Source organism: Variovorax sp. GW821-FHT09D07 (assembly GCF_059416345.1).
The window spans coordinates 344,042-365,125 of the sequence record NZ_JBWKOY010000002.1 but is presented as its reverse complement, the minus strand read 5'-3'; the positions used below and the strand labels follow the sequence as shown (position 1 = coordinate 365,125).

Sequence of the window (21,084 nt, the reverse complement as noted above, 5' to 3'; positions counted from 1 at the left end):
GTTCAATGCACGCTGGTCGGCCGCCCCGCTGCCACCCACGCATCCAGCCCACCCGTCAGCGGCAACGCCCGCCGCGCCCCGCGCGCCAGCAGCACGCGCGCGGCCTGCGCGGCCGAGACTTCGTTGGGGCAGTTGCAGTACAGCACCACGTCGCGGTCGGGGTCGATGGTGAGGTCGAGGTTGCGCTGCTGCAGCGCCTTGAGGGTGTACGACAGCGCGCCCGGAATGCGGCGCGGGTCGACCTGCACGCCGGCTTCGCCGCGAACGTCGATCACCAACGGCGGCACGTCGCCGCTCATCAGGTCGAACAGTTCGTCGACGCTGATGCGCGGCATGCCGGTGAGCCGCGCGAAGGCGCGGCGGCGCCAGTAGCGCACGGCGAGCATCACGAGCAGCACCACGCCCAGCGCGGCGGTGGCAATGCCGCCGGCCTGGGCCAGCACGGCGAGCACCTGCTGGATCTGGTCGCGAAAGAGCCAGCCCAGGCCGAGGAACAGGCCCGTCCAGACCAGCGCGGCCACGATGTCGAAGCCGACAAAACGCCGCACCGACATGCCCAGCGCGCCGGCCATGGGCGGCGCCACCACGGAGACGCCGGGCACGAACTTGGCGGCCACCAGCGACATGCCGCCCCAGTCGGAAATGAGCGATTCGCCGCGCCGCACGCAGGAGTCCTGCGACAGCGAGATGCGGCACAGCAGCCGCATGAAGCGGTAGCCGAAGCGGCGCCCGGCATAGAACCACGCACCGTCGCCCAGCAGGTTGGCGACCACGGCGGCCAGCACCACGCCGACCACCGACACGTCGCCCGCCGCCAGCAGCGCGCCGGTGACGACCAGCACGGCCGCGGCAGGCACGGGCAGGCCCAGGCGCGCGGCAAAGCTGGCGGCAAACACCACCAGGATCGCGTTCTGCACCAGCAGCGACATCAGCTGCGCCATGCGGGCCGCCGCTCGGTCGTTGCCGGGGGCCGCAGGGCGGCGCGCCGGGAGGAGGTGTGGGATGTGGTCATGCCGGGCGCGATTCTCCCGCATGGCCCAAGCACGTACTGCGCGCAGGCCATCCGGGGCGCCCGCACGCCCGTTCGCTCAGCGGGGCGCGTCGCCCTTGCGGTACTCGGCGGTGAGCGCGTCGAGCTTCTGCTTGAGCGCCGGGTCGAGCACGTAGCTGGCGGCGGCCACGGTGGCGTCGAGCTGTTCGGGGCGGCTGGCGCCCAGCAGTGGTGCGGTGATCAGCGGGTTGGCCATGACCCACGCCACAGCCAGCGTGGCCAGCGGCACGCCGGCTTCGTCGGCCAGCGCGTGCAGCTGGGTCACGGTGTCGAAGCTGCGGTCGTTCCAGTAGCGGTCCTGGTACATGCCGCCGGCGGTGCCGAGGGTGAAGCGGGTGTTCTCCTCGGGCTTGGCGCCGGGCTTGTACTTGCCGGTGAGCAGGCCGCCGGCCAGCGGGTTGTAGGGAATCACGCCCAGGCCCTCTTCGGCCGCGAGCGGCAGCAGCTCGCGCTCGATCTCACGGAACAGCAGGCTGTAGCGCGGCTGCACCGACACGAAGCGCGTGAAGCGGTGCAGCTCGGCCTTGCCCAGCGCGCGGGCCAGGCGGTAGGCCAGGAAGTTCGACACGCCGATGTAGCGCGCGCGGCCCGACTTGACGATGACGTCGAGCGCCTCGAGGCTTTCTTCGAGCGGCGTCTCGCGGTCGTCCATGTGCAGCTGGTACAGGTCGACGTGGTCGGTCTTCAGGCGCTTGAGCGACAGGTCGATGGCGTCGAGCAGGTGCTTGCGTGAGGCGCCCTGGTCCCAGGGGTTGGGGCCGACCTTGTTGACGGCCTTGGTGGCGACCACGAAGCGGCGGCGGCCGGCGGGGCCCTGCTTGTCGAGCCAGTTGCCGATGATCTCTTCGGTGCGGCCGGTGGTCTCGATGGTGCCGCCCAGCGGGTACACATCGGCGGTGTCGAGGAAGTTGATGCCGGCGTCGGCGGCCTTGTCCAGGATCTGGTGCGACACGGCCTCGTCGGTCTGCAGGCCGAAGGTCATGGTGCCCAGGGCCAGGCGGGACACGGTGAGGCCGGTACGGCCCAGGCGGGTGGTGGGGATGCTCATGCAGGCTCGCTCCGAGAAGGTGAGAGAGGGAGGGAAAGAGGCGGCGGCCATCATAGGCACGGCCGCGCATTCCTGCAGGCGCTGGAGATTCAGGTGGATTCGAGGTGCACGCCGGGCGCGCCGCGTTCGACGGAAAAGCGGGCCATGGCCGCGACGGCGGAGTCGGCGTTCTTCTCGTCGTCCACCGCGCGGAACTCGACGGCGCAGCCGCGCGCGTCGAGCGTCATGAGGCCGTAGCCGCGCTTGTCGGCGCGGCCGTAGCGCAGGTGTTCGTTCTTCGCGCGCATGTGGGCCACGCTGGCGGCGCTGGGCCCTTCGGAGGTGATGGCGCCGCCGACGAACTCGGTCGCGACGACGGGGCCCTGCGGCTCGCGGCGCAGGTCGGCGGCCCAGAAGGCGTGCACGTCGCCGCCGAGCACCAGCGCGTCGCCGCCGCGCGACGGGTTCGCGGCCAGCGCGTCGAGCAGGCGCGTGCGCGCGGCGGCGTAGCCGTCCCAGCCGTCCATCCAGTAGCCGTGCCCGGGGCCGCGCTGGCGGTCGGCTTCGGCGAGCAAGGTGGGTTGGGCGATGACGGTCCAGCGCGCCGGCGGCGTGGCGAGTTCGTTCGCGAGCCAGGCTTCCTGCTGCATGCCGAGCAGGCTGCGCTCCGGGGCCAACCGGTCGGCGCAGTCGACCAGCGGCTTGGTGCTGCGGCCCGGGAGGCAGGCGTGGTGCGAGCGGTACTGGCGGCCGTCGAGCAGCATCACGTCGAGCATGCGGCCAAAGCGATGGCGGCCGTAGATGGTCGCGCTGGCGCCGCGCGGGCGCATGGAGGCGGGCACGGGCATGTGCTCGTACCAGGCCTGGTAGGCGGCGGCGCGGATGGCGAGGAACTGCGCCGGGCCGGGCGTGCGTGGCGAGACGTCATCGGTGTAGTCGTTGGCGACCTCGTGATCGTCCCAGGTCACGAGCCAGGGAAAGGCGGCGTGCGCGGCCTGCAGGTGCGGGTCGGTCTTGTAGAGCGCGTAGCGGTTGCGAAACCCGGCCAGGTCGGTGGGAATGCCGCTCTCGTGGCGGCGCACGTTGTGCGAGCCGCGCGAGCTTTCGTAGATGTAGTCGCCCAGGTGGACGACGAAGTCGAGCGGCTGCGCGGCCATGTCGCGGTAGGCGGCGTAGTAGCCCTCCTCGTACTGCTGGCACGAGGCGAAGGCGAAGCGCAGCGGCTGCACGGTGGCGTCATCGTCGGCCGGCGCGGTGCGCGTGCGGCCGACGGGGCTGCGCACGCCGGCGGCGGTGAAGCGGTACCAGTAGGGGCGGCCCGGGCGCAGGCCCTGCACGTCGACGTGCACTGAGTGCGCGAGGTCGGCTTCCGCGCTGGCCATGCCCTTGGTCACGATGCGGCGAAAGTGCTCGTCCTCGGCCACCTCCCACTGCACCGCCACGGGCGCCTCGCCCATGCCGCCGCCCAGCAGCGGCTCGGGCGCGAGCCGCGTCCACAGCACCATGCCGTCCGGCCGCGGCGCGCCCGAGGCGACGCCGAGCGTGAACGGGTCACGCGTGGCCGAGGGCTGGGCGCGCAGGTGCAGAAAGGGATGGCCGAGCGCGGCGGCGGCGAGGCCGGTGTGCAGCAGGCGTCGGCGGGTGAAGGATGGGGATGTCATCGGCATGCAGCGCGATGATGCCCCGTTCGGCGAGCCTCAGCCCACCGACCCTTCGCAAGCCACAGCCACCGGCCGCCGCGCATCCGCACGCGCGCTCGCGACCGCCCAAGCAAAGATGCCCACGCCCGCCAGCGCCAGCAGCGCGCCGACCCAGCCGGTCGAGGTCCAGCCCAGGCCGGCCGCAATGGCCACGCCGCCGAGCCAGGCGCCGAGGGCGTTGGCCATGTTGAAGGCCGAGTGGTTGAGCGCGGCGGCGAGCGTTTGTGCGTCGCCGGCCACGTCCATCAGGCGGATCTGCAGGGCCGGGCCGATGGCGACGGTGGTGCCGATCAGGAACACGGTGAAGGCCGCCGTCACGACGTGGTGCGCCGCGAAGGTGAAGCTGGCAAGCACGAGCGCCGCGTAGACCAGCACGCCGCCGATGGTGCGCATGAGCGACTTGTCGGCCAGCCGCGAGCCCACGAGGTTGCCGGTGACCATGCCCAGGCCGAACAGCGCGAGCACGAAAGGCACGCCGCCCAGCGGCAGGCCAGCCACTTCGATCAGCGTGGGCTTGATGTAACTGAACACGGCGAACATGCCACCGAAGCCGATGGCGCCGATGCCCAGCGTGAACCACACCTGCTTGCGCTTGAGCGCGCCGAGTTCGCGCCAGGGGCTGGCGCCGGCGGCGGGTGCGATATCGGGCACGTCGCGGCGCAGCAGCACCACGGCAACCAGCGCGATGACGCCCACGAACACGAAGGCCGCGCGCCAGCCGAACAGCTGGCCCAGCCACGCCGCGATGGGCACGCCGACCAGCGTGGCGCCGGTGAGCCCCAGCATCACGAGACCGACGGCGCGCGCGCGCCGCCCCGGCGGCGCGAGCGTGGCGGCCACGAGCGCGGCCACGCCGAAGTAGGTGCCGTGCGGCAGGCCGGTGGCAAAGCGCAGCAGGTTGAGCGACAGGTAGCCGGGCGCCATCGCGCTGGCAAAGTTGCCGGCCGCGAACACGGCCATCAGCGCGATCAGCAGCGCGCGGCGGCCCCAGCCGGCGGCCAGCACCGCGAGCACGGGCGCGCCGATGACCACGCCCAGCGCATAGGCGCTGATGACGTGGCCGGCCTGCGGAATGGTGACGGCGATGTCCTTCGCGACCTCGGGCAGCAGGCCCATGATGACGAACTCGCCGGTGCCGATGGCAAAGCCGCCGACGCCGAGCGCGAGCACCGCGCGCAGGAACTGGGCGGACGAAACGGACGGTGCAATGGCGGTGGTTTCCGCGCCTTCGCGGGCGGACGGTGAGGCGTTCAAGGCCGGGCTCCTGGGGGGTGCCCGGCGGACGCGGGCAAGGCCCGATTCTAGGGTAAACCCTTAAATTGTGAAAATGCTCTCGTGCGGCGCGTCGGTACCGTCTTGCAGACGAAGCCTCAGCGCCGCTGGAACTGCGGCGCCCGGCGCTCGGCCATGGCGCGCACGCCTTCCTTGAAGTCGTCGGTCGCGAACTGCACGCACTGCACCTCGCGCTCGTGGCGGTTGGCCTCGGCCACGGCGTCGGCCAGGCCGCGCCGCAGGGTGGCGCGGGTGGCTTCGACGGCGAGCGGGGCCGACAGCGCGATCTCGCCCGCCAGCGCCAGCGCGCTCGCGCGCACCTCGTCGGCCGGCACCAGCTGGTCGACGAGGCCGATGCGCAGCGCTTCCTCGCCGCCGATGCGCCGCCCCGTGAAGAACAGCAACCCGGCCTGCTGCGCCCCGACGAGGCGCGGCAGCGTGGCGCTCAGGCCGAAGCCCGGGTGAAAGCCCAGGCGGTTGAAGTTGGCGCTGAAGCGCGCTTCGGCGCAGCTCACGCGAAAGTCGGCCGCCACCGCGAGGCCGAGGCCCGCACCCACCGCAGCGCCATGCACCGCGGCGACCAGGGGCTTGGCGCTGCGAAAGAGCCGCATCGCCTGCGCGTACAGCGGGCCGGGGTCGCGCGAGGTGCCGTCGTCGTCCCCGCTGTTGAAGTCGGCGCCTGCGCTGAAGGCGCGCCCCTCGGCGGCCAGCACGATGGCGCGGCAGCCGGGCTCGGCGTCGAGCCGGTCGAGGTGGTCGGCCAGTTCGCGCAGCAGCGCCTCGTTCACGTAGTTGAAAGGACCGCGGCGGATTTCGAGCAGCGCAACGTGCGCGTGGCCCGACTCGAGGGATGCGATGTGGCTCATTGGACCTCCAGCTTGGCGATGTCGACGTAGCCCTTCCACTTCTCGCGCTCCTGACGCTCGAAGGTGGCAAGGTCGGCGAGGCTGACCTTGGCCGGAGCGAAGGCAAAGCCCTCGAGCCGCGAGCGGATCGGGTCGGTGGTCACGGCCTCGTTGATCCAGGTGTTGAGTTTCTGCTGGATCTCCACCGGCGTCGCGGCCGGCACGGCAATGCCGAGGAAGCCGCCGCGGATGGTGAACTTCGGGTACGTCTCGGCGATCAGCGGCAACGCGGGGTAGCGCTTGAGCCGCGCGTCGCTGTGCACGGCCAGCGCACGCAGCTGGCCCGAGGCCACGAAGGCGTCGCCGGCCACGGTGTCGGTGAACACCACCTGGATCTGCCCGGCGATGAGCTCCGACATCGCCTGGCTCACCTGCTTGTACGGAATGGGCGCAAGCTCGATGCCGGCCTCGTGCGCGAACAGCGCGCCCGTGACTTTCGAGGTCGCGTTGAAGTGGCCGTAGTTGATGCTGCCCGGCGCCTTCTTCGCGGCGGCCACGAACTCCTGCAACGTCTTGTAGGGCGCGTCGGGCCGCACCAGCATGTAGGTGGAGCCGGGGCCGAAGGAGCCGACCAGCCGGAAGTCCTTGCCCGGGTCGTAGGGCAGCTTGCGGAACAGGCTGGGGTTGGCCAGGTGCGTGGAGGTGGTGGCCAGCAGCAGCACTGAGCCGTCGGCCGGCGCGTTGCGTACGGCCTCCACGCCGATGATGCCGTTGCCGCCGGGGCGATTGTCGACCACCACCGCGCGACCGGTCTTGCGCGTGAGGAACTCGGCCAGCATGCGCGCCGAGATGTCGCCCGAGCCGCCGGGGCCGAAGGGCACGATGATCTGGATCGGCTTGTCCTTGTCCTGAGCAAGCGCGATGCCGGCGGTGGCCGCGAACGGCAGGCCCGCCAGCCAGGCGAGGCAGTGTCTTCTGTGCATGGGATGTGTCTCCTGTCTGTTTTTGAATGTCGTGGCCGGTAGGCGCTCAGCCGAGCGCGCCGGCGCCCAGCGCCTCGTTGTGCTCGCCCACGTCGGGCGCGCGGGCCCGCACCTGCGGGCGTTCGCCGTCGAAGGACAGCGGCAGCCCGACGATGCGCAGTTCTTCGTCGGGCACGGTCTGAAAGATGCCGATGGCCTCGGTCTGCGGCTGCGCCAGCACCTGCGCGAAGTCCTGGATCGGCGCGCACGGAATGCCCAGCGGCTCCAGCGCGTCGAGCCACTGCTGCGTCGAGCGCGTGCGGAACACGGCCTCCAGCGCGGGGATGAGCAGCGCCTTGTGCTGCACGCGCAGTGCGTTGCTGGCAAAGCGCTCGTCGCGCGTCCATTCCTCGTGGCCCGTGGCGCGCGCGAGCTTGGCGAACAGGCGGTCGTTGGCGGCGGCCACGACGATCTCGCCGTCTTCGGTGGGCAGCGCCTGGAACACCACCACGTTGGGGTTGCCGCTGCGGTGGCGCTCGGGCTGGCGGCCAGTGGCGTGGAAGCCGGCCATCATCACCTGCAGCCAGCCCAATGCGGTCTCGAAGAGCGAGGTGTCGACCACGCAGCCCTGCCCCGTGGTCGCACGCCGCAGCAGCGCGGCAATGCAGCCCAGCGCCGCCCAGATGCCGGTGCCCAGGTCGAGCACCTGCATGCCGACGCGCGCCGACGGGCCGCTCTCGGCGCCGTTGATGCTGAAGATGCCTGCGAAGGCCTGCACCATCGGCTCGTAGCCCGGCGCCAGGCGCATCGGGCCCTTGTGCCCGAAGGCCCAGAGCGAGCAGTACACCAGCCGGGGGTTGAGCGCGCGCAGCACGTCGGGGCCGAGCTCCAGTTCTTCGAGCGAGCCGGGGCGCATGTTCTGGATGAACACGTCGGCCTCGGTGGCGTGTTCGCGCAGCCACTGCACGTGCGCCGGGTTCTTCAGGTCGAGCGCGATGCTCTTCTTGCCGTGGTTCATGGCCTGGAAGGTGGTCGCGGTGCCGCGCCAGAACGGCGGGCCCCAGCCGCGCGCGTCGTCGCCCGCGCCGGGCCGCTCGATCTTCACCACCTCGGCGCCGAGCGAGGACAGGATCTCTCCCGCGTAGGGCCCGGCGATGTTCTGGCCGACCTCGATGACCTTGATGCCGGCCAGCGGCTGCGCGGCGGCGATGTGGTGCAAAGGGTTCGTCATGTTCAATGTCCTGTGAATCGGGGGGCGCGTTTGTCGAGGAAGTGCTGCACGCCCTCGCGGAAGTCGTCGGTGTCGCGGCAGGCAGCAATCTCACGGTCGGCCTCGCGCGTGGCCTGGCCCAGCGTCTGGTAGCGGGCGGCGCGCAGCTGCTGCTTGATGACGCGGGTGGCGCGCGGCGAGGCGGCGTTCGCGATCTCGCCGGCGCGCGCGAGCACCGCGTCGAGAAAGCCCTCGGCCGGCAGCAGGCAGGCCAGCCCCATGCGATCGGCCTCTTGCGCCATCACGGTGCGGCCGGTCAGCAGCAGGTCGGCCGCATGCATCGGGCCGATGAGGCGCGGCAGCAGCCAGGCCGTGCCGTGCTCGGCCACGAGGCCGCGGCGCGCATAGGGAAAGCTGAGCTTGGCGCCGGCCGCCACGTAGCGCAGGTCGGCGTGCAGCGTGAGGCACAGCCCGACGCCGGCCGCCGCGCCGTTGATCGCGGCGATCAGCGGCTTGTCGAAGCCGCCGAGGTAGCCGTAGCGCTGCGCGAGGTCGTCGTCCGAGGGCGCCTGCGGCACGGGCGGCCGGGCGGCTGCGCCCAGCACCGCCATGTCCATACCGGCGCAGAAGCCCCGCCCGGCGCCGGTCAGCACGGCGCAGCGCACGTCGTCGTCGGCCTGCGCCAGGTGGATGGCCTCGCGCAGCTCGGCCTCCAGCGTGGGCGTCCAGGCGTTGAGCCGGTCGGGGCGGTCGAAGGTGATCGAGGCGACGCGGTCGGTCACCGCGTACCTGAGTTCCGTGAATTCCAAGCGTGTCTCCGGTTCGTTGCTCGCCCTGTGTCGGGCATGGGCTCAGTATTCCGGCGCACCCTGGCGGTGACAATGCTGCAATTTCGCTCACCGAAATCATGCCCACGCCCCGCTCCACCTCCACCCGGGCCGAAACGCAGTCGACCGGCACCTTCGTGCGCAGCACGCCGGGCAGCCATTCGCTCGAGCGCGGGCTGGCGTTGCTGCGCGCCTTCCGTCATGGAGTGGACGTGCTGACCAACGCCGAGCTGGCCGACCGCACGCAGCTGCCGCGGCCCACGGTGAGCCGCCTGACACGCTCGCTGGTGGATGCGGGCTTTCTCGCCTACGACCTGGAGCAGCGCGGCTACCGGCTGACGGCCGCGTGCCTGAGCCTGGCCCTGTCGTTCCGCACCTCGGAGCAGACGCTGGCGCAGGCCCTGCCGCTGATGCGTGCGCTGGCCGAGGGCCGGCGCGTGAACGTGGGCCTGGCGGTGACCGACCAGCTGGAGATGGTGTACCTGGACTCGGTGCGCTTCAGCCGGCTGGGCATCTTCCGGCGCATCCTGCCGGGCTCGCGCCTGCCGATCGCGAGCACGTCGCTGGGCTGCGCTTTCCTCGCGGGCATGCAGGCAACGGAACGCAAGGCCTTGCTGGGCCGGCTGCGCAAGGCGCATGGCAGCGACTGGCCCGCGCTGCAGCGGCAGGTGGATGCGGCGCTGCGTGCGGTGGACGCGCAAGGCTATTGCCACGCGAACTGGGCGCCGGGCATGACGGCGGTGGCGCTGCCGCTGCGTGAGCCGTCAGGCAGTCTCTATGCGATGAACGTGAGTTTTCCGACGACGGGTGAGGTGTCGACGGACGCACTGCAGGCGCACGCAGACTTGCTGCTGCGCCTTGCGGCAGACCTGCGCAAGACGTGGGCGCGGTAGCGCGTCAGATCGCAACCAACTGCCGCACGCCCTGCGCTTCCATGTCCTTGCCCAGGCCGCGCGCAATGACTTCGCCGCGCTCCATCACGAGGTAGTCGTCGGCCAGCTCCTGCGCGAAGTCGTAGTACTGCTCGCACAGCACGATGGCCATGTCGCCGCGGTCGGCGAGCATGCGGATGACGCGGCCGATGTCCTTGATGATGCTGGGCTGGATGCCCTCGGTGGGCTCGTCGAGGATCAGCAGCTTGGGCTTGGGCGCGAGGGCGCGCGCAATCGCCAGTTGCTGTTGCTGCCCGCCCGAAAGGTCGCCGCCTCTTCGGTTGATCATCTGCTTGAGCACGGGGAACAGCTCGAACAGCTCCGCAGGAATCGGCGTGCTGCCGCTCTTGTAGGCCAGGCCCATGCGCAGGTTCTCCTCGACCGTGAGCCGCGCGAAGATCTCGCGGCCCTGCGGCACGAAGCCGATGCCGGCCCTGGCCCTGTCGTACGGCGTGGCCTTGTGGATCGGCTTGCCTTCGAGTTCGATGCTGCCGCTCTTGATGGGCACGAGGCCCATGAGCGACTTCAGCAGCGTGGTCTTGCCGACGCCGTTGCGGCCGAGCAATACCGTGACCTTGCCGAGCGTGGCCTGGAAGCTCACGTCTCTGAGGATGTGGGAGCCGCCGTAGTACTGGTGGATGTTCTTGACTGTCAGCATGGTGGGACGCCTTCCTTGATCTTTATCGGGGGCACCCGGTGTGCGGCACGGCGCGGTCGGCCCCACTGTGCCGGCCCTTCGGGCTGCCCTGCGGTGCTCGCGTTTCGCGGGGTCTCGCAGAACTCGCTGCGCTCAAACAGCTGCGAGCCCTGATCCGCGAAACGCTGCGCTCCTCGGCGGCACAGAGGGGCCGCCCACGCCGCACCGCACACCGGGCGCTGGTCGTGGCGTTGATGCCGCCGGCTCTGGCTGCGACGACAAGTTCACCGCCCAAGGTAGACCTCGATCACGCGTTCGTCGGCCTGCACTTCGTCGAGCGTGCCTTGCGCGAGCACGGAGCCATCGCACAGCACGGTCACGATCTCGGAGATGGTGCGGATGAAGCTCATGTCGTGCTCCACCACCATCAGCGAATGCTTGCCCTTGAGCGTGAGGAACAGCTCGGCGGTGCGGGCGGTTTCCTCGTCGGTCATGCCGGCCACGGGCTCGTCGAGCAGCAGCAACTTCGGGTCCTGCATGAGCAGCATGCCGATTTCGAGCCACTGCTTCTGGCCGTGGCTCAGGTTGCCGGCCAGGCGCGACACGCTGTCGGCCAGATGGATGGTTTCCAGCACCTCGGCCAGGCGGTCGCTCTGGGCCGAGTCGAGCCTGAACAGCATCGAGGCGCGCACGCCCTTGTCGGTCTTCAGTGCGAGCTCGAGATTCTCGAACACCGTGAGGTGCTCGAACACCGTCGGCTTCTGGAACTTGCGGCCGATGCCCAGCTGCGCGATGTCGGCTTCGCGGTGGCGCAGCAGGTCGATGGTGCTGCCGAAGAACACGGTGCCCGAGTCGGGGCGGGTCTTGCCGGTGATGATGTCCATCATCGTCGTCTTGCCAGCACCGTTGGGGCCGATGATGCAGCGCAGCTCGCCCGGCGCGATGTCGAGCGAGAGCTTGTTGATGGCCTTGAAGCCGTCGAAGCTCACGCTCACGTCTTCGAGGTACAGGATGCGGCCATGGGTGATGTCGACCTCGCCCGGCGTGACATGGCGACCGAAGTCGGCGGTGCGGCCTCCCGATTCGGTCTGGCCCGTGGCCGCGTGCAGACCGGCCGCGCGTGCGGCGCGCTCGGCGCCGGCTTCCATCAGGTCGGGCGTCATGCGCGGGCTCCCTTCACATCGGCGACCAGGGGCGCCTGCACGGTCGCTTCGGGCTCGGCGTGCGAGGCGGTGGGCTCGCGCCGCGCTTCCTTCGCGGCCGGTGCTGCGGCCTTCTGCGTCTTCTCGCGCGACAACCACTGGCGCACCAACCCCACGATGCCGTTCGGCAGGAACAGCGTGACAGCAATGAACAAGGCGCCCAGGAAGTACAGCCAGTACTCGGGGTAGGCCACGGTGAGCCAGCTCTTGGCGCCGTTGACGATGAAGGCGCCGATGATTGGCCCAATCAGCGTGGCGCGCCCGCCGACTGCGGCCCACACCGCGATCTCGATGGAGTTGGCCGCGCTCATCTCACCCGGGTTGATGATGCCGACCTGCGGCACGTACAGCGCGCCGGCCACGCCGCACATGATGGCGGAGATGACCCAGATCGTGAGCTTGTACGGCAGCGGGTTGTAGCCCGAGAACATCACGCGCGTTTCGGCGTCTCGGATGGCCTGCAGCACGCGGCCGAACTTGCTGCCGATGAGCCACTTGGCGAAGAGGAAGAAGCCCAGCAGCGTGAGGCCGGTGAGCGCGAAGAGCGTCATGCGCATCTCTTGCGTGGCGATCGGGATGTTCAGGATGCGCTTGAAGTCGGTGAAGCCGTTGTTGCCGCCGAAGCCCGTCTCGTTGCGGAAGAACAGCAGCATGGCCGCGAAGGTCATGGCCTGCGTGATGATCGAGAAGTACACGCCCTTGATGCGCGAGCGGAAAGCGAAGAAGCCGAACACGAAGGCGATGAGGCCGGGCACCGCCACGATGAGCAGCAGCGTCATGCCGAAGCTGCCGCTGAAGGTCCAGTGCCAGGGCAGCTCCTTCCAGTCGAGGAACACCATGAAGTCGGGCAGGTCGCTCTTGTAGTTGCCGTCGCGGCCGATCTGGCGCATGAGGTACATGCCCATCATGTAGCCGCCCAGCGCGAAGAACAGGCCGTGGCCCAGCGACAGGATGCCGGTGTAGCCCCAGATCAGGTCCATGGCCAGTGCGCAGATCGCGTAGCACATGATCTTGCCGACCAGCGCCACGGCGTAGTCGCTCATGTGCAGCGGGCTGTCGGCCGGCACCCACATGTTGAGCACGGGCGCCACGGCGCACACGACGATGAGCGCGACGAAGAAGGCCGTCCAGCCCTTGCCGCTCAGCAGCGGCCCCTTGGTTGGTAATGTGACCTTGCTCATGCCTCTGCGCTCCGGCCCTTCATCGCGAAGATGCCTTGCGGGCGCTTCTGGATGAAGATGATGATGAAGACAAGCACCGCGATCTTCGCGAGCACCGCGCCCGCCCAGCCTTCGATGAACTTGTTGAGAATGCCCAGCCCCAGCGCCGCATACACGGTGCCCGCGAGCTGGCCGACGCCGCCCATCACGACCACCATGAAGCTGTCGACGATGTAGCTCTGGCCCAGGTCGGGGCCGACGTTGCCGATCTGGCTCAGGGCGCAGCCCGCCAGGCCCGCGATGCCGGAGCCGAGCGCGAAGGCGTAAGTGTCGATGCGCGCGGTGTTCACGCCCATGCACGAGGCGATCGGGCGGTTCTGCGTGACGCCGCGCACGAACAGGCCCAGGCGCGTCTTGCCGATGAGCCAGCCCATCGCGAGCAGCACCAGCGCCGCGAAGACGATGATGCAGATGCGGTTCCACGGCAGCGTGACGTTGCTCAGCATGGTGAAGCCGCCGCTCATCCAGCCGGGGTTCTCCACACCGACGTTCTGCGCGCCGAACAGCGAGCGCACCAGCTGCTGCAGCATCAGGCTGATGCCCCAGGTGGCGAGCAGCGTCTCGAGCGGACGGCCGTAGAGGAAGCGGATCACGCCACGCTCGAGCACCGCGCCCACGAGCGCCGAGGCGAGGAAGGACACGGGAATGGCGGCCACCAGGTACCAGCCGAAGGCCGCCTCGGGCATGTACTTCTGGAAGATGCCTTGCATCACGTAGGTGGCGTAGGCGCCGATCATCATCAGCTCGCCGTGCGCCATGTTGATGACGCCCATCAGCCCGTAGGTGATGGCCAGGCCGAGCGCGGCGAGCAGCAGCACCGAGCCCAGGCTGATGCCGCTGAACACGGCGTTGATGCGGTCGCCCCAGACCAGCGCGCCGTCGATGTTGGCGATCGATGCGGTGATGGCCGCCTTCACGTCGGCTTCGGTCTCGTCGGCCAGGCGCTGGTTCAGCAGCAGCTTGGTGTCGGGGCTGCGGTTGTTGCCCAGCTCCTTGGCCGCGGCCAGGCGCTTGGCCTTGTCGGCGCTGGTGAGCATGCTGGCGGCACGCACGAGTTCGAGCTGCGCCTTGATCTTCGGATTCGTCTCGGCGGCCAGCGCCTTCTCGACCATCGGAATGCGCGATTCGTCGGGCTCCTTGAAGAGCGCCTGCGCGGCTTCGGCGCGCACCGCGTCGTCGGTGCTCGTGAGCTTGAGTGCGGCCTGTGCGGCATCGAGTGCGCCGCGCATGAGGTTGTTGTTGACGACGTCCTCGGCGGTGTCGGGCACCTTCAGCTCGGAGCCGGTGACGGGGTCGAAGCCCTTGTCGTCCTTCATCACGAAGACCTTGTCTTCGGTGTACTTCACGGCGTCGTCGGACATCGCCTGGATGAACGCGGCGGTCTTGTCGTCGGCGGTGAGGACGGCCTTATTGAGCGCGGCGATGCGGGCTTCGGATTCGCCGGAGGCGATGGCCTTCGCTTCGTCGGCGGTCAGCGCGTGGGCGGCCGACGCTGCGAGGAGCATGGCGGCGAATGCGCAGTGAAGGGTTCGTCGAAGCATCATGAAACTGGAAGTTGGGGTTGGCCCCTTCCCCTTCCGGGGGAAGGTTGGGATGGGGGCACGCGGCGCTCATTCAGGCGCTGCGACCTGATCGACCGCCGTCAGCCCCCACCCCTGCCCTCCCCCAGCGGGGGAGGGAGAAACACACTTACATCGACTTGCCGGCCGGGTAATCGGGCTTCTTGTCGTTGCCTTCGATGTACGGGCTCCACGGCTTGGCCTTGACCGGGCCCGGCGTCTTCCACACCACGCTGAACTGGCCGTCGGCCTTGATCTCGCCGATGAACACGCTCTTGTGCAGGTGGTGGTTCTTCTCGTCCATCTTCGAGACGATGCCCGACGGTGCCGTGAAGGTCTGGCCGGCCATCGCCGCGATCACCTTGTCGGTGTCGGTCGACTTGGCCTTCTCGACCGCCTGCTTCCACATGTGGATGCCGATCCAGGTGGCTTCCATCGGGTCGTTCGTGAGCGGCTTGTCCTTGTGGCCGGCGATGTTCTTGGCCTTGGCGTAGTCGCTCCACTGCTTGATGAACGCCGTGTTGGTCGGGTTCTTGATCGACATGAAGTAGTTCCATGCCGCGAGGTGGCCCACGAGCGGCTTGGTGTCCACGCCGCGCAGTTCTTCCTCGCCGACCGAGAAGGCGACGACCGGCACGTCCTTGGCCTTCAGGCCCGCGTTGCCCAGTTCCTTGTAGAAGGGCACGTTGGAGTCGCCGTTGATGGTCGACACCACCGCCGTCTTGCCGCCGGCCGAGAACTTCTTGATGTCGGCGACGATGGTCTGGTAGTCGCTGTGGCCGAAGGGGGTGTACTTCTCGTCGATGTCCTTATCGGCCACGCCCTTGCTCTTGAGGTAGGCGCGCAGGATCTTGTTGGTGGTGCGCGGGTACACATAGTCGGTGCCCAGCAGCACCCAGCGCTTGGCGCCGCCGCCTTCCTTGCTCATGAGGTAGTCGACGGCCGGAATGGCTTGCTGGTTGGGCGCGGCGCCCGTGTAGAACACGTTCTTCGAGAGCTCTTCACCCTCGTACTGCACGGGGTAGAACAAGAGGCCGTTCATTTCCTCGACCACCGGCAGCACCGACTTGCGCGACACCGAGGTCCAGCAGCCGAAGATCACCGAGACCTTGTCCTGGCCGAGCAGCTGCTTGGTCTTTTCAGCGAACAGCGGCCAGTTGGAGGCCGGGTCGACCACCACGGGCTCCAGCTGCTTGCCCAGCACGCCGCCCTTCTTGTTGATGTCGTCGATGGCCATCAGCACCGTGTCTTTCAACACGGTTTCCGAGATGGCCATCGTGCCCGACAGCGAGTGCAGCACGCCGACCTTGATGGTGTCGGCAGCAAATGCGGGCGCAGCAGAAATGCTGGCCAGCGCGACGGCGGCGGTGAGCGCCTTGAGTGTGAAACGACGTTGCATGTGGACTCCTGCTCCGGGTGGGTTGAACCTTGTCGACAGCACGGGGCTGGCGATGGAGAGGAGTCTGCGGAACGCACCACAAAGGGGAAATACGCCGGGTGGCGTACACGGAGGTACTCAGGCGGGTGGCGGGGCCGGGTACTTCACGGCGTTGGCGAGCATCTTGTGCTTGGCCGCCTCGACCGGGTCGATGCCGAGCTTGTCGGCCAGCTGCAGCAGGTAGAGCAGGACATCCGCGATCTCGGTGCCGATCTGCGCGCGCTGGTCTGCGGGCAGCGCCCGGCTTTGCGCTTCGGTGAGCCACTGGAAATGTTCGAGCAGCTCGGCCGCCTCGACCGACAGCGCGGCGGCGAGGTTCTTGGGGGAGTGGAATTGCTCCCAGTCGCGGGCTTGTGCGAAGTCGCGCAAGGCCTGGGTCAGTGCTTGAAGTTCGGTGGCCATGTCAATCCTGCGGGGTCTGCCGCGAGTTTGGCATGGCCGCCCGGCTACGCCATGCGACTGCCCCGCCCATGCAGCACCGCCACCAGCAACGCCGACACCATCAGATAGACCAGCGCCACACCGAACGCGGCCGTGTAGTCCCCCTCGCCCCCCAACTGCCCATAGAACAAGATCCCGACCAACGCCACCCCCAGCGCATTGCCCGCCTGCTGCACCATCGACAGCACGCCCGACGCCACGCCCGCATGCTGCGGCGGCAGGCCGGCCAGCACGGTGGACACCAGCGGCGCCATCACCATGCCGAGCCCCGCGCCCTGCACGAACAGCAGCGGCACCATCCACGCCACGACATGCGCGTGCCCCGGCCAGCCGGCCACGTTGGCGCACTGCAGCGCATGCCCCGCCGCGAGCACGAGGGCGCCGAGCGCGATCGGTGGCGTGCCGCCGAAGCGGCGGGCGATGCGGGCGCCGGCCATCGAGGTCGCGAAGAAGCCCACGGCCAGCGCGGTGAAGACGATGCCCGAGTGGAGCGCGCCCAGCCCCATCCCCTGCTGCAGATAGAGCGCGAGCACGAAATAGAACGAGGCGTTGCCCGCATAGAAGGCCAGCGTGGTGAGCAGCCCGGTCACGAAGCGGCGGTTGGCGAGCAGCGCCGGCGCCACCAGCGGCGCACCGCCGCGTGCCGCAAGGCGGCGCTGCTGCCCGGCGAAGAGGCCCCACAGCGGCACGGCGGCGGCCAGGCACAGCCAGCTCCACAGCGGCCAGCCCTGCTGGCGCCCTTCGACCAGCGGCAGCACCACGGACACCGACCCGGCGGCGACCAGCGCCATGCCGGCGAGGTCGAGCCGGCTGCCGCCGCGACCCTGCGCCAGCGGTGGCACCACGCGCGGCGCGAGCACGAGCGCCAGCAGGCCGATGGGCACGTTGATGAGAAAGCAGCTGCGCCAGCCGAGCCCCGCGAGGTCGGCATGGATCAGCGCGCCGCCCACCAGCTGCCCCAGCGTGGCCGCCAGGCCCAGCGTGAGGCCGTAGGCTGCGAAGGCGCGCGCCCGGTCTTCGCCCGTGTAGGCGAGGCCGATCATCGCGAGCACCTGCGGCTGCAGCAGCGCGCCGGCCAGGCCCTGCAGCAGGCGCGCGGCCACGAGCAGCCCGGCGTTCGGCGCCACGCCGCAGGCGGCCGAGGCGAGCGTGAACAACAACAGGCCGAGCATGAACATGCGGCGCCGGCCGAACAGGTCGCCCAGCCGCCCGCCCGTGACCAGGCCCGCGGCGGTGGCCAGACCGTAGCCCGCCACCACCAGCTGCAGCGTGCCCGCGCTGGCCTGCAGGTCGTGCTGCATCGATGGCAGCGCGACGTTGACGATGAAGAAATCGAGCACCACCAGGAAGGTGCCGCTGAGCATGACCCACAGGCCCAGCGGACCCGGTGTGGCGGACGCGATCGATGGGGCAGAAGAAACGGCAGGGTTCGACGAGGTCATGGCCCCCACTGTCGGCACCGGCCGGCATCGCGGCAATGACCTGCGAGGTCATGCGCGCAGGGCGCGGGCGTTCAGCGCTTGTCGAACTGCGCGGACGCAAAGGCCCACGTCATGCGCGTGGCATCCGGCCCGAGCGGGTCGCTGAACAGCTGCCCCCGCGACCCGCCGCTCCACGAGTGGCCGAGCCCCGCGATCTCGCACAGCGTGACCAGGGTGCGGCCCTGGCGCTTGAAGTCGGTCACGCGCATGGCGCGGCGCTGGCCGCGTTGCAGGTCGCGCGCGATGCCGGCGTGCGCGCCCACGGCGGTGGCCCAGACGGCCGCGCTGCTCATGGCGTTGCTGGGCGCCACCACGGCGTCGGCGTCGCCGTGCAGCACCAGCATCGGCGGCAGCGTCGTGAAGACGGCCGCCGCGCCCATGGCCTTGCCGACCGCGGTGACGGGCATCGGGGGCACGTGCTGTCCGCGCATGGCGCCGAGCGCGGTGGCCGACGACTTCGCGGCGCCGGGCGCCACGCCCGAGTGCATGACCACCGCGCGAAAGCGGTTCGGGTAGCGCGTGGCCAGCAGCGCCGCCATGCTCGCGCCCGCCGACAGGCCGGCCACGGCCACGCGGTCGCGGTCGACGGGGTACAGCATGCAGGCCTGGTCGACGGCGGCCATCAGCGTGGCGGCCTCGGCATCGGCCTTGCCGGAGCGGCGCTCGTACCAGTTCCAGCAGCCCTGCGGATGGGCGATGCGGTCCTGCTCGGGGTAGAGCACGAGAAAACGCTGGCGCACCGCGAGCGCGTTCATGCGCGTGCTGGCCGCGAAGTCGCAACCGGTCTGGCCACAGCCGTGCAGCATGACCATGAGCGGGAGTTTCTCGCCGGGCTGCAGCACCAGGTCGGCCGGACGAAACAGGTGATAGCCGCGCGCCCCACCCGCGCCCATCGCCATGCCACTGATCCAGTCGCCCTTGCCGGGCGGCGGCTTGAGCCGCTTGGCGGTCGCGCGTTGCACCTGGCCGGCCACGCGCTTGCCGTTGCTCAGCGTGAGCTTGGTGAGCGCCTTCAGGTTGCGCTCATAGGCGCGGGCGAAGAAAGAAGCGGTGGAGCGACGGGCCATGGCGCAGTGTGCAGGCAAAGCGCCGGGCGGCCAAACGGCCGCGAAGCCTTCAGTAGATTTCCGGGACGATCATGCTGGCAGGGACGGGTTGGCGCAGGTAGTCGTCATGCCGCTCGCGCGCCGGCAGCTCGACCGGCGCGTGCGCCACTTCCTGGTAGGGCAGCTGGCCCAGCAGGTGGCTGATGCAGTTCAGGCGCGCCTTCTTCTTGTCGACGGCCTGCACCACCCACCACGGCGCCTCGGGGATGTGGGTGCGCTCCAGCATGATCTCTTTCGCCTTGGTGTATTCCTCCCAGCGGCGGCGGCTCTCGAGGTCCATGGGGCTGAGCTTCCACTGCTTGAGCGGGTCGTGGATGCGGCCCAGGAAGCGCATGTGCTGCTCGTCGTCGGTGATGGAGAACCAGTACTTGATGACCTTGATGCCCGAGCGCACGAGCATCTTCTCGAACTCGGGCACGGTGCGGAAGAACTCCTCGTACTCGTCGTCGCTGCAAAATCCCATCACGCGCTCGACACCGGCGCGGTTGTACCAGCTGCGGTCGAACAGCACCATCTCGCCGGCCGCCGGCAGGTGCGCCACGTAGCGCTGGAAATACCACTGGGTGCGCTCGCGGTCGTTGGGCGCGGGCAGCGCGGCCACGCGGGCCACACGCGGGTTCAAGCGCTGGGTGATGCGCTTGATGACACCGCCCTTGCCCGCCGCGTCGCGGCCTTCGAAAAGAATGACCACCTTCTGCTTGCTGTGCTGCACCCAGTCCTGCAGCTTGACCAGCTCGCCCTGCAGGCGAAAGAGTTCCTTGAAGTAGGCCTGGCGCGCCGCCTTGTCGGACACGGAAGACGCGGCCGATGCGGGGTCGAGCCCGTCGAGGTTGCGGTCTTCGATCTCCAGTTCGAGCTCTTCGTCGTAGCTGTCGATCAGGTCGCGGGCGATGCGTTGCATCAGGTCTTCGTGGTCGGGAAGTGCGCTCGTCAGCATGATGAAAAGGGGCAAGAGTGGCGGGTAGACAAAAAGCATGCTGCACCCGCCGCATGACCGCGGCGTGACGGTTTTGCGGCTGTTTTCTGTAAGCCGACACGCCGTTGTCACATGGCACGAACACCATCCGGGGCATGCTGGCAGCCCGCCAAACGGGCGTCTGCCTGTTCACATGTCTTTTCTGACCACGCACCTTGTCGGTATTTCATGACCTCGCCGCGCAGTCCTATGGCGGCGACGAAGCCGGGCTGATCTGCGGCTACCTGTTCGACGCCGCGGCGCCGGAACCCGCGCGGGCGATCGATTCGGCGCAGGCTGCCGCGTGGCTGGCGGATGCCGGCCAGCTCGGCGACAGCAACGCCTACGTGTGGCTGCACTTCAACCTGAGCCATGCGCACGCCGAGCGCTGGCTGGTGCGGCACGCGGCGCTGTCGGACACCTTCTACGAGACACTGCACGAAGGCCTGCCCTCCACGCGCATCGAGCGCGCCGACGACTCGCTGATCGCGGTCATCAACGACGTGCACTTCGAGTTCAGCTTCGAGCCCTCGGACATTTCGACGCTGTGGATCAGCGTCGGCCCGCGCCTGGTGGTCACGGCGCGCACCAAGCCGCTGCGTTCGGTCGACGCGCTGCGCACGGCCGTGAAGGCGGGCGAGGCGCCGCGCTCGAGCACCGAACTGCTCGAGCACCTGCTGCGCGCGCAGGCCGACGTGCTGGTGAAGATCGTGCGCGGCGTCACCTCGCGCATCGACCGCATCGAGGACGAGCTGCTGGCCGGGCGCCTGGACCACAAGCGCGCACGGCTGGGCGTGCTGCGCCGGCTGCTGGTGCGGCTGCAGCGGCTGCTGGCGCCCGAGCCGGCCGCGCTGTTCCGCCTGCTGCAGGGCCCGCCGGCCTGGATGGCCGAGCCCGACGTTCAGGAGCTGCGCGGCTCGACCGAGGAGTTCTCGGTGGTGCTGCGCGACATGCAGGCGCTGCAGGAGCGCATCAAGCTGCTGCAGGAAGAAATCGCCGCCAACGTCAACGAGGACAACAACCGCAGCCTGTTCGTGCTGACGGTGGTCACGGTGCTGGCGCTGCCGATCAACATCCTGGCCGGCCTGTTCGGCATGAACGTGGGCGGCATTCCGCTGGCGGAGCACAGGCACGGGTTCTGGATCGTGGTGGCGATCGTCGCCACCTTCACCGCCGTGGCCGCCTGGACGGCGTTTCGCAAGAAGCGCTGAGGCGCGGT

The 21,084-nt window shown here is 69.5% G+C and carries 19 protein-coding genes; 2 read left to right on the top strand and 17 right to left on the bottom strand.

Annotation, left to right across the window (positions count from 1 at the left end):
- Nucleotides 1-2: 2 nt before the first annotated feature.
- The 8 genes from AC07OX_RS08000 to AC07OX_RS07965 form a co-directional block, all read right to left on the bottom strand.
- Nucleotides 3-941 (bottom strand): VTT domain-containing protein, encoded by a 939-nt coding sequence (locus AC07OX_RS08000; RefSeq protein WP_307637233.1) that lies wholly within the window; start codon nt 939-941, stop codon nt 3-5.
- Between the two features lie 147 nt (nt 942-1,088).
- Nucleotides 1,089-2,099 carry an aldo/keto reductase gene (locus AC07OX_RS07995; protein WP_095946666.1) on the bottom strand — a complete coding sequence of 337 codons (1,011 nt, stop codon included), beginning with the start codon at nt 2,097-2,099 and terminating at the stop codon, nt 1,089-1,091.
- Between the two features lie 89 nt (nt 2,100-2,188).
- Nucleotides 2,189-3,739: an alkaline phosphatase D family protein gene (locus AC07OX_RS07990; RefSeq protein ID WP_495260710.1), complete on the bottom strand. Its 1,551-nt coding sequence runs from the start codon at nt 3,737-3,739 to the stop codon at nt 2,189-2,191.
- A gap of 36 nt (nt 3,740-3,775) precedes the next feature.
- On the bottom strand, nt 3,776-5,032 hold the full coding sequence (locus tag AC07OX_RS07985) for an MFS transporter (protein ID WP_495260711.1): 1,257 nt from the start codon (nt 5,030-5,032) through the stop codon (nt 3,776-3,778).
- A gap of 116 nt (nt 5,033-5,148) precedes the next feature.
- Nucleotides 5,149-5,916, bottom strand: a complete 768-nt coding sequence (locus tag AC07OX_RS07980) for an enoyl-CoA hydratase/isomerase family protein (RefSeq protein ID WP_495260712.1) — start codon at nt 5,914-5,916, stop codon at nt 5,149-5,151.
- Nucleotides 5,913-6,878 (bottom strand): Bug family tripartite tricarboxylate transporter substrate binding protein, encoded by a 966-nt coding sequence (locus AC07OX_RS07975; protein ID WP_070061604.1) that lies wholly within the window; start codon nt 6,876-6,878, stop codon nt 5,913-5,915. The genes AC07OX_RS07980 and AC07OX_RS07975 overlap by 4 nt, the downstream gene beginning before the upstream one ends.
- A gap of 46 nt (nt 6,879-6,924) precedes the next feature.
- Nucleotides 6,925-8,088 carry a CaiB/BaiF CoA transferase family protein gene (locus tag AC07OX_RS07970; protein WP_495260713.1) on the bottom strand — a complete coding sequence of 388 codons (1,164 nt, stop codon included), beginning with the start codon at nt 8,086-8,088 and terminating at the stop codon, nt 6,925-6,927.
- Between the two features lie 2 nt (nt 8,089-8,090).
- Nucleotides 8,091-8,876: an enoyl-CoA hydratase-related protein gene (locus tag AC07OX_RS07965; protein WP_495260714.1), complete on the bottom strand. Its 786-nt coding sequence runs from the start codon at nt 8,874-8,876 to the stop codon at nt 8,091-8,093.
- A gap of 98 nt (nt 8,877-8,974) precedes the next feature.
- Between AC07OX_RS07965 and AC07OX_RS07960 the strand changes: the two genes are divergently transcribed.
- Nucleotides 8,975-9,787 carry an IclR family transcriptional regulator gene (locus AC07OX_RS07960; RefSeq protein WP_495260715.1) on the top strand — a complete coding sequence of 271 codons (813 nt, stop codon included), beginning with the start codon at nt 8,975-8,977 and terminating at the stop codon, nt 9,785-9,787.
- 4 nt (nt 9,788-9,791) lie between these two features.
- On the opposite strand, the gene urtE is transcribed toward AC07OX_RS07960, so the two are convergent.
- The 9 genes from urtE to ppk2 all read right to left on the bottom strand — a co-directional run bounded on the left by urtE (nt 9,792) and on the right by ppk2 (nt 19,847).
- Complete coding sequence (gene urtE / locus AC07OX_RS07955; RefSeq protein WP_495260716.1) at nt 9,792-10,484, bottom strand: urea ABC transporter ATP-binding subunit UrtE; 693 nt, start codon at nt 10,482-10,484, stop codon at nt 9,792-9,794.
- Between the two features lie 263 nt (nt 10,485-10,747).
- Nucleotides 10,748-11,626, bottom strand: coding sequence for an urea ABC transporter ATP-binding protein UrtD (gene urtD, locus AC07OX_RS07950; protein WP_489059498.1), 879 nt, complete (start codon nt 11,624-11,626; stop codon nt 10,748-10,750).
- Nucleotides 11,623-12,846 (bottom strand): urea ABC transporter permease subunit UrtC, encoded by a 1,224-nt coding sequence (gene urtC / locus AC07OX_RS07945; RefSeq protein WP_495260717.1) that lies wholly within the window; start codon nt 12,844-12,846, stop codon nt 11,623-11,625. The genes urtD and urtC overlap by 4 nt, the downstream gene beginning before the upstream one ends.
- Nucleotides 12,843-14,390: an urea ABC transporter permease subunit UrtB gene (urtB, locus tag AC07OX_RS07940; protein ID WP_495260718.1), complete on the bottom strand. Its 1,548-nt coding sequence runs from the start codon at nt 14,388-14,390 to the stop codon at nt 12,843-12,845. Before urtB ends, urtC begins: the two co-directional genes overlap by 4 nt.
- Nucleotides 14,391-14,574: 184 nt before the next feature.
- Entirely contained in the window at nt 14,575-15,843 is a 1,269-nt protein-coding gene (gene urtA / locus AC07OX_RS07935) for an urea ABC transporter substrate-binding protein (protein ID WP_013543023.1), read from the bottom strand.
- Between the two features lie 117 nt (nt 15,844-15,960).
- Complete coding sequence (locus AC07OX_RS07930; protein WP_492741750.1) at nt 15,961-16,284, bottom strand: nucleotide pyrophosphohydrolase; 324 nt, start codon at nt 16,282-16,284, stop codon at nt 15,961-15,963.
- 44 nt (nt 16,285-16,328) lie between these two features.
- On the bottom strand, nt 16,329-17,765 hold the full coding sequence (locus tag AC07OX_RS07925; protein WP_495260719.1) for an MFS transporter: 1,437 nt from the start codon (nt 17,763-17,765) through the stop codon (nt 16,329-16,331).
- A gap of 71 nt (nt 17,766-17,836) precedes the next feature.
- Entirely contained in the window at nt 17,837-18,871 is a 1,035-nt protein-coding gene (locus AC07OX_RS07920; protein WP_495260720.1) for an extracellular catalytic domain type 1 short-chain-length polyhydroxyalkanoate depolymerase, read from the bottom strand.
- Nucleotides 18,872-18,920: 49 nt separating this feature from the next.
- Entirely contained in the window at nt 18,921-19,847 is a 927-nt protein-coding gene (gene ppk2 / locus AC07OX_RS07915; RefSeq protein ID WP_174254434.1) for a polyphosphate kinase 2, read from the bottom strand.
- A gap of 194 nt (nt 19,848-20,041) precedes the next feature.
- Here ppk2 and AC07OX_RS07910 point away from each other — a divergent pair, with 194 nt between their 5' ends.
- On the top strand, nt 20,042-21,076 hold the full coding sequence (locus tag AC07OX_RS07910) for a transporter (protein WP_070061594.1): 1,035 nt from the start codon (nt 20,042-20,044) through the stop codon (nt 21,074-21,076).
- Nucleotides 21,077-21,084 lie beyond the last annotated feature (8 nt).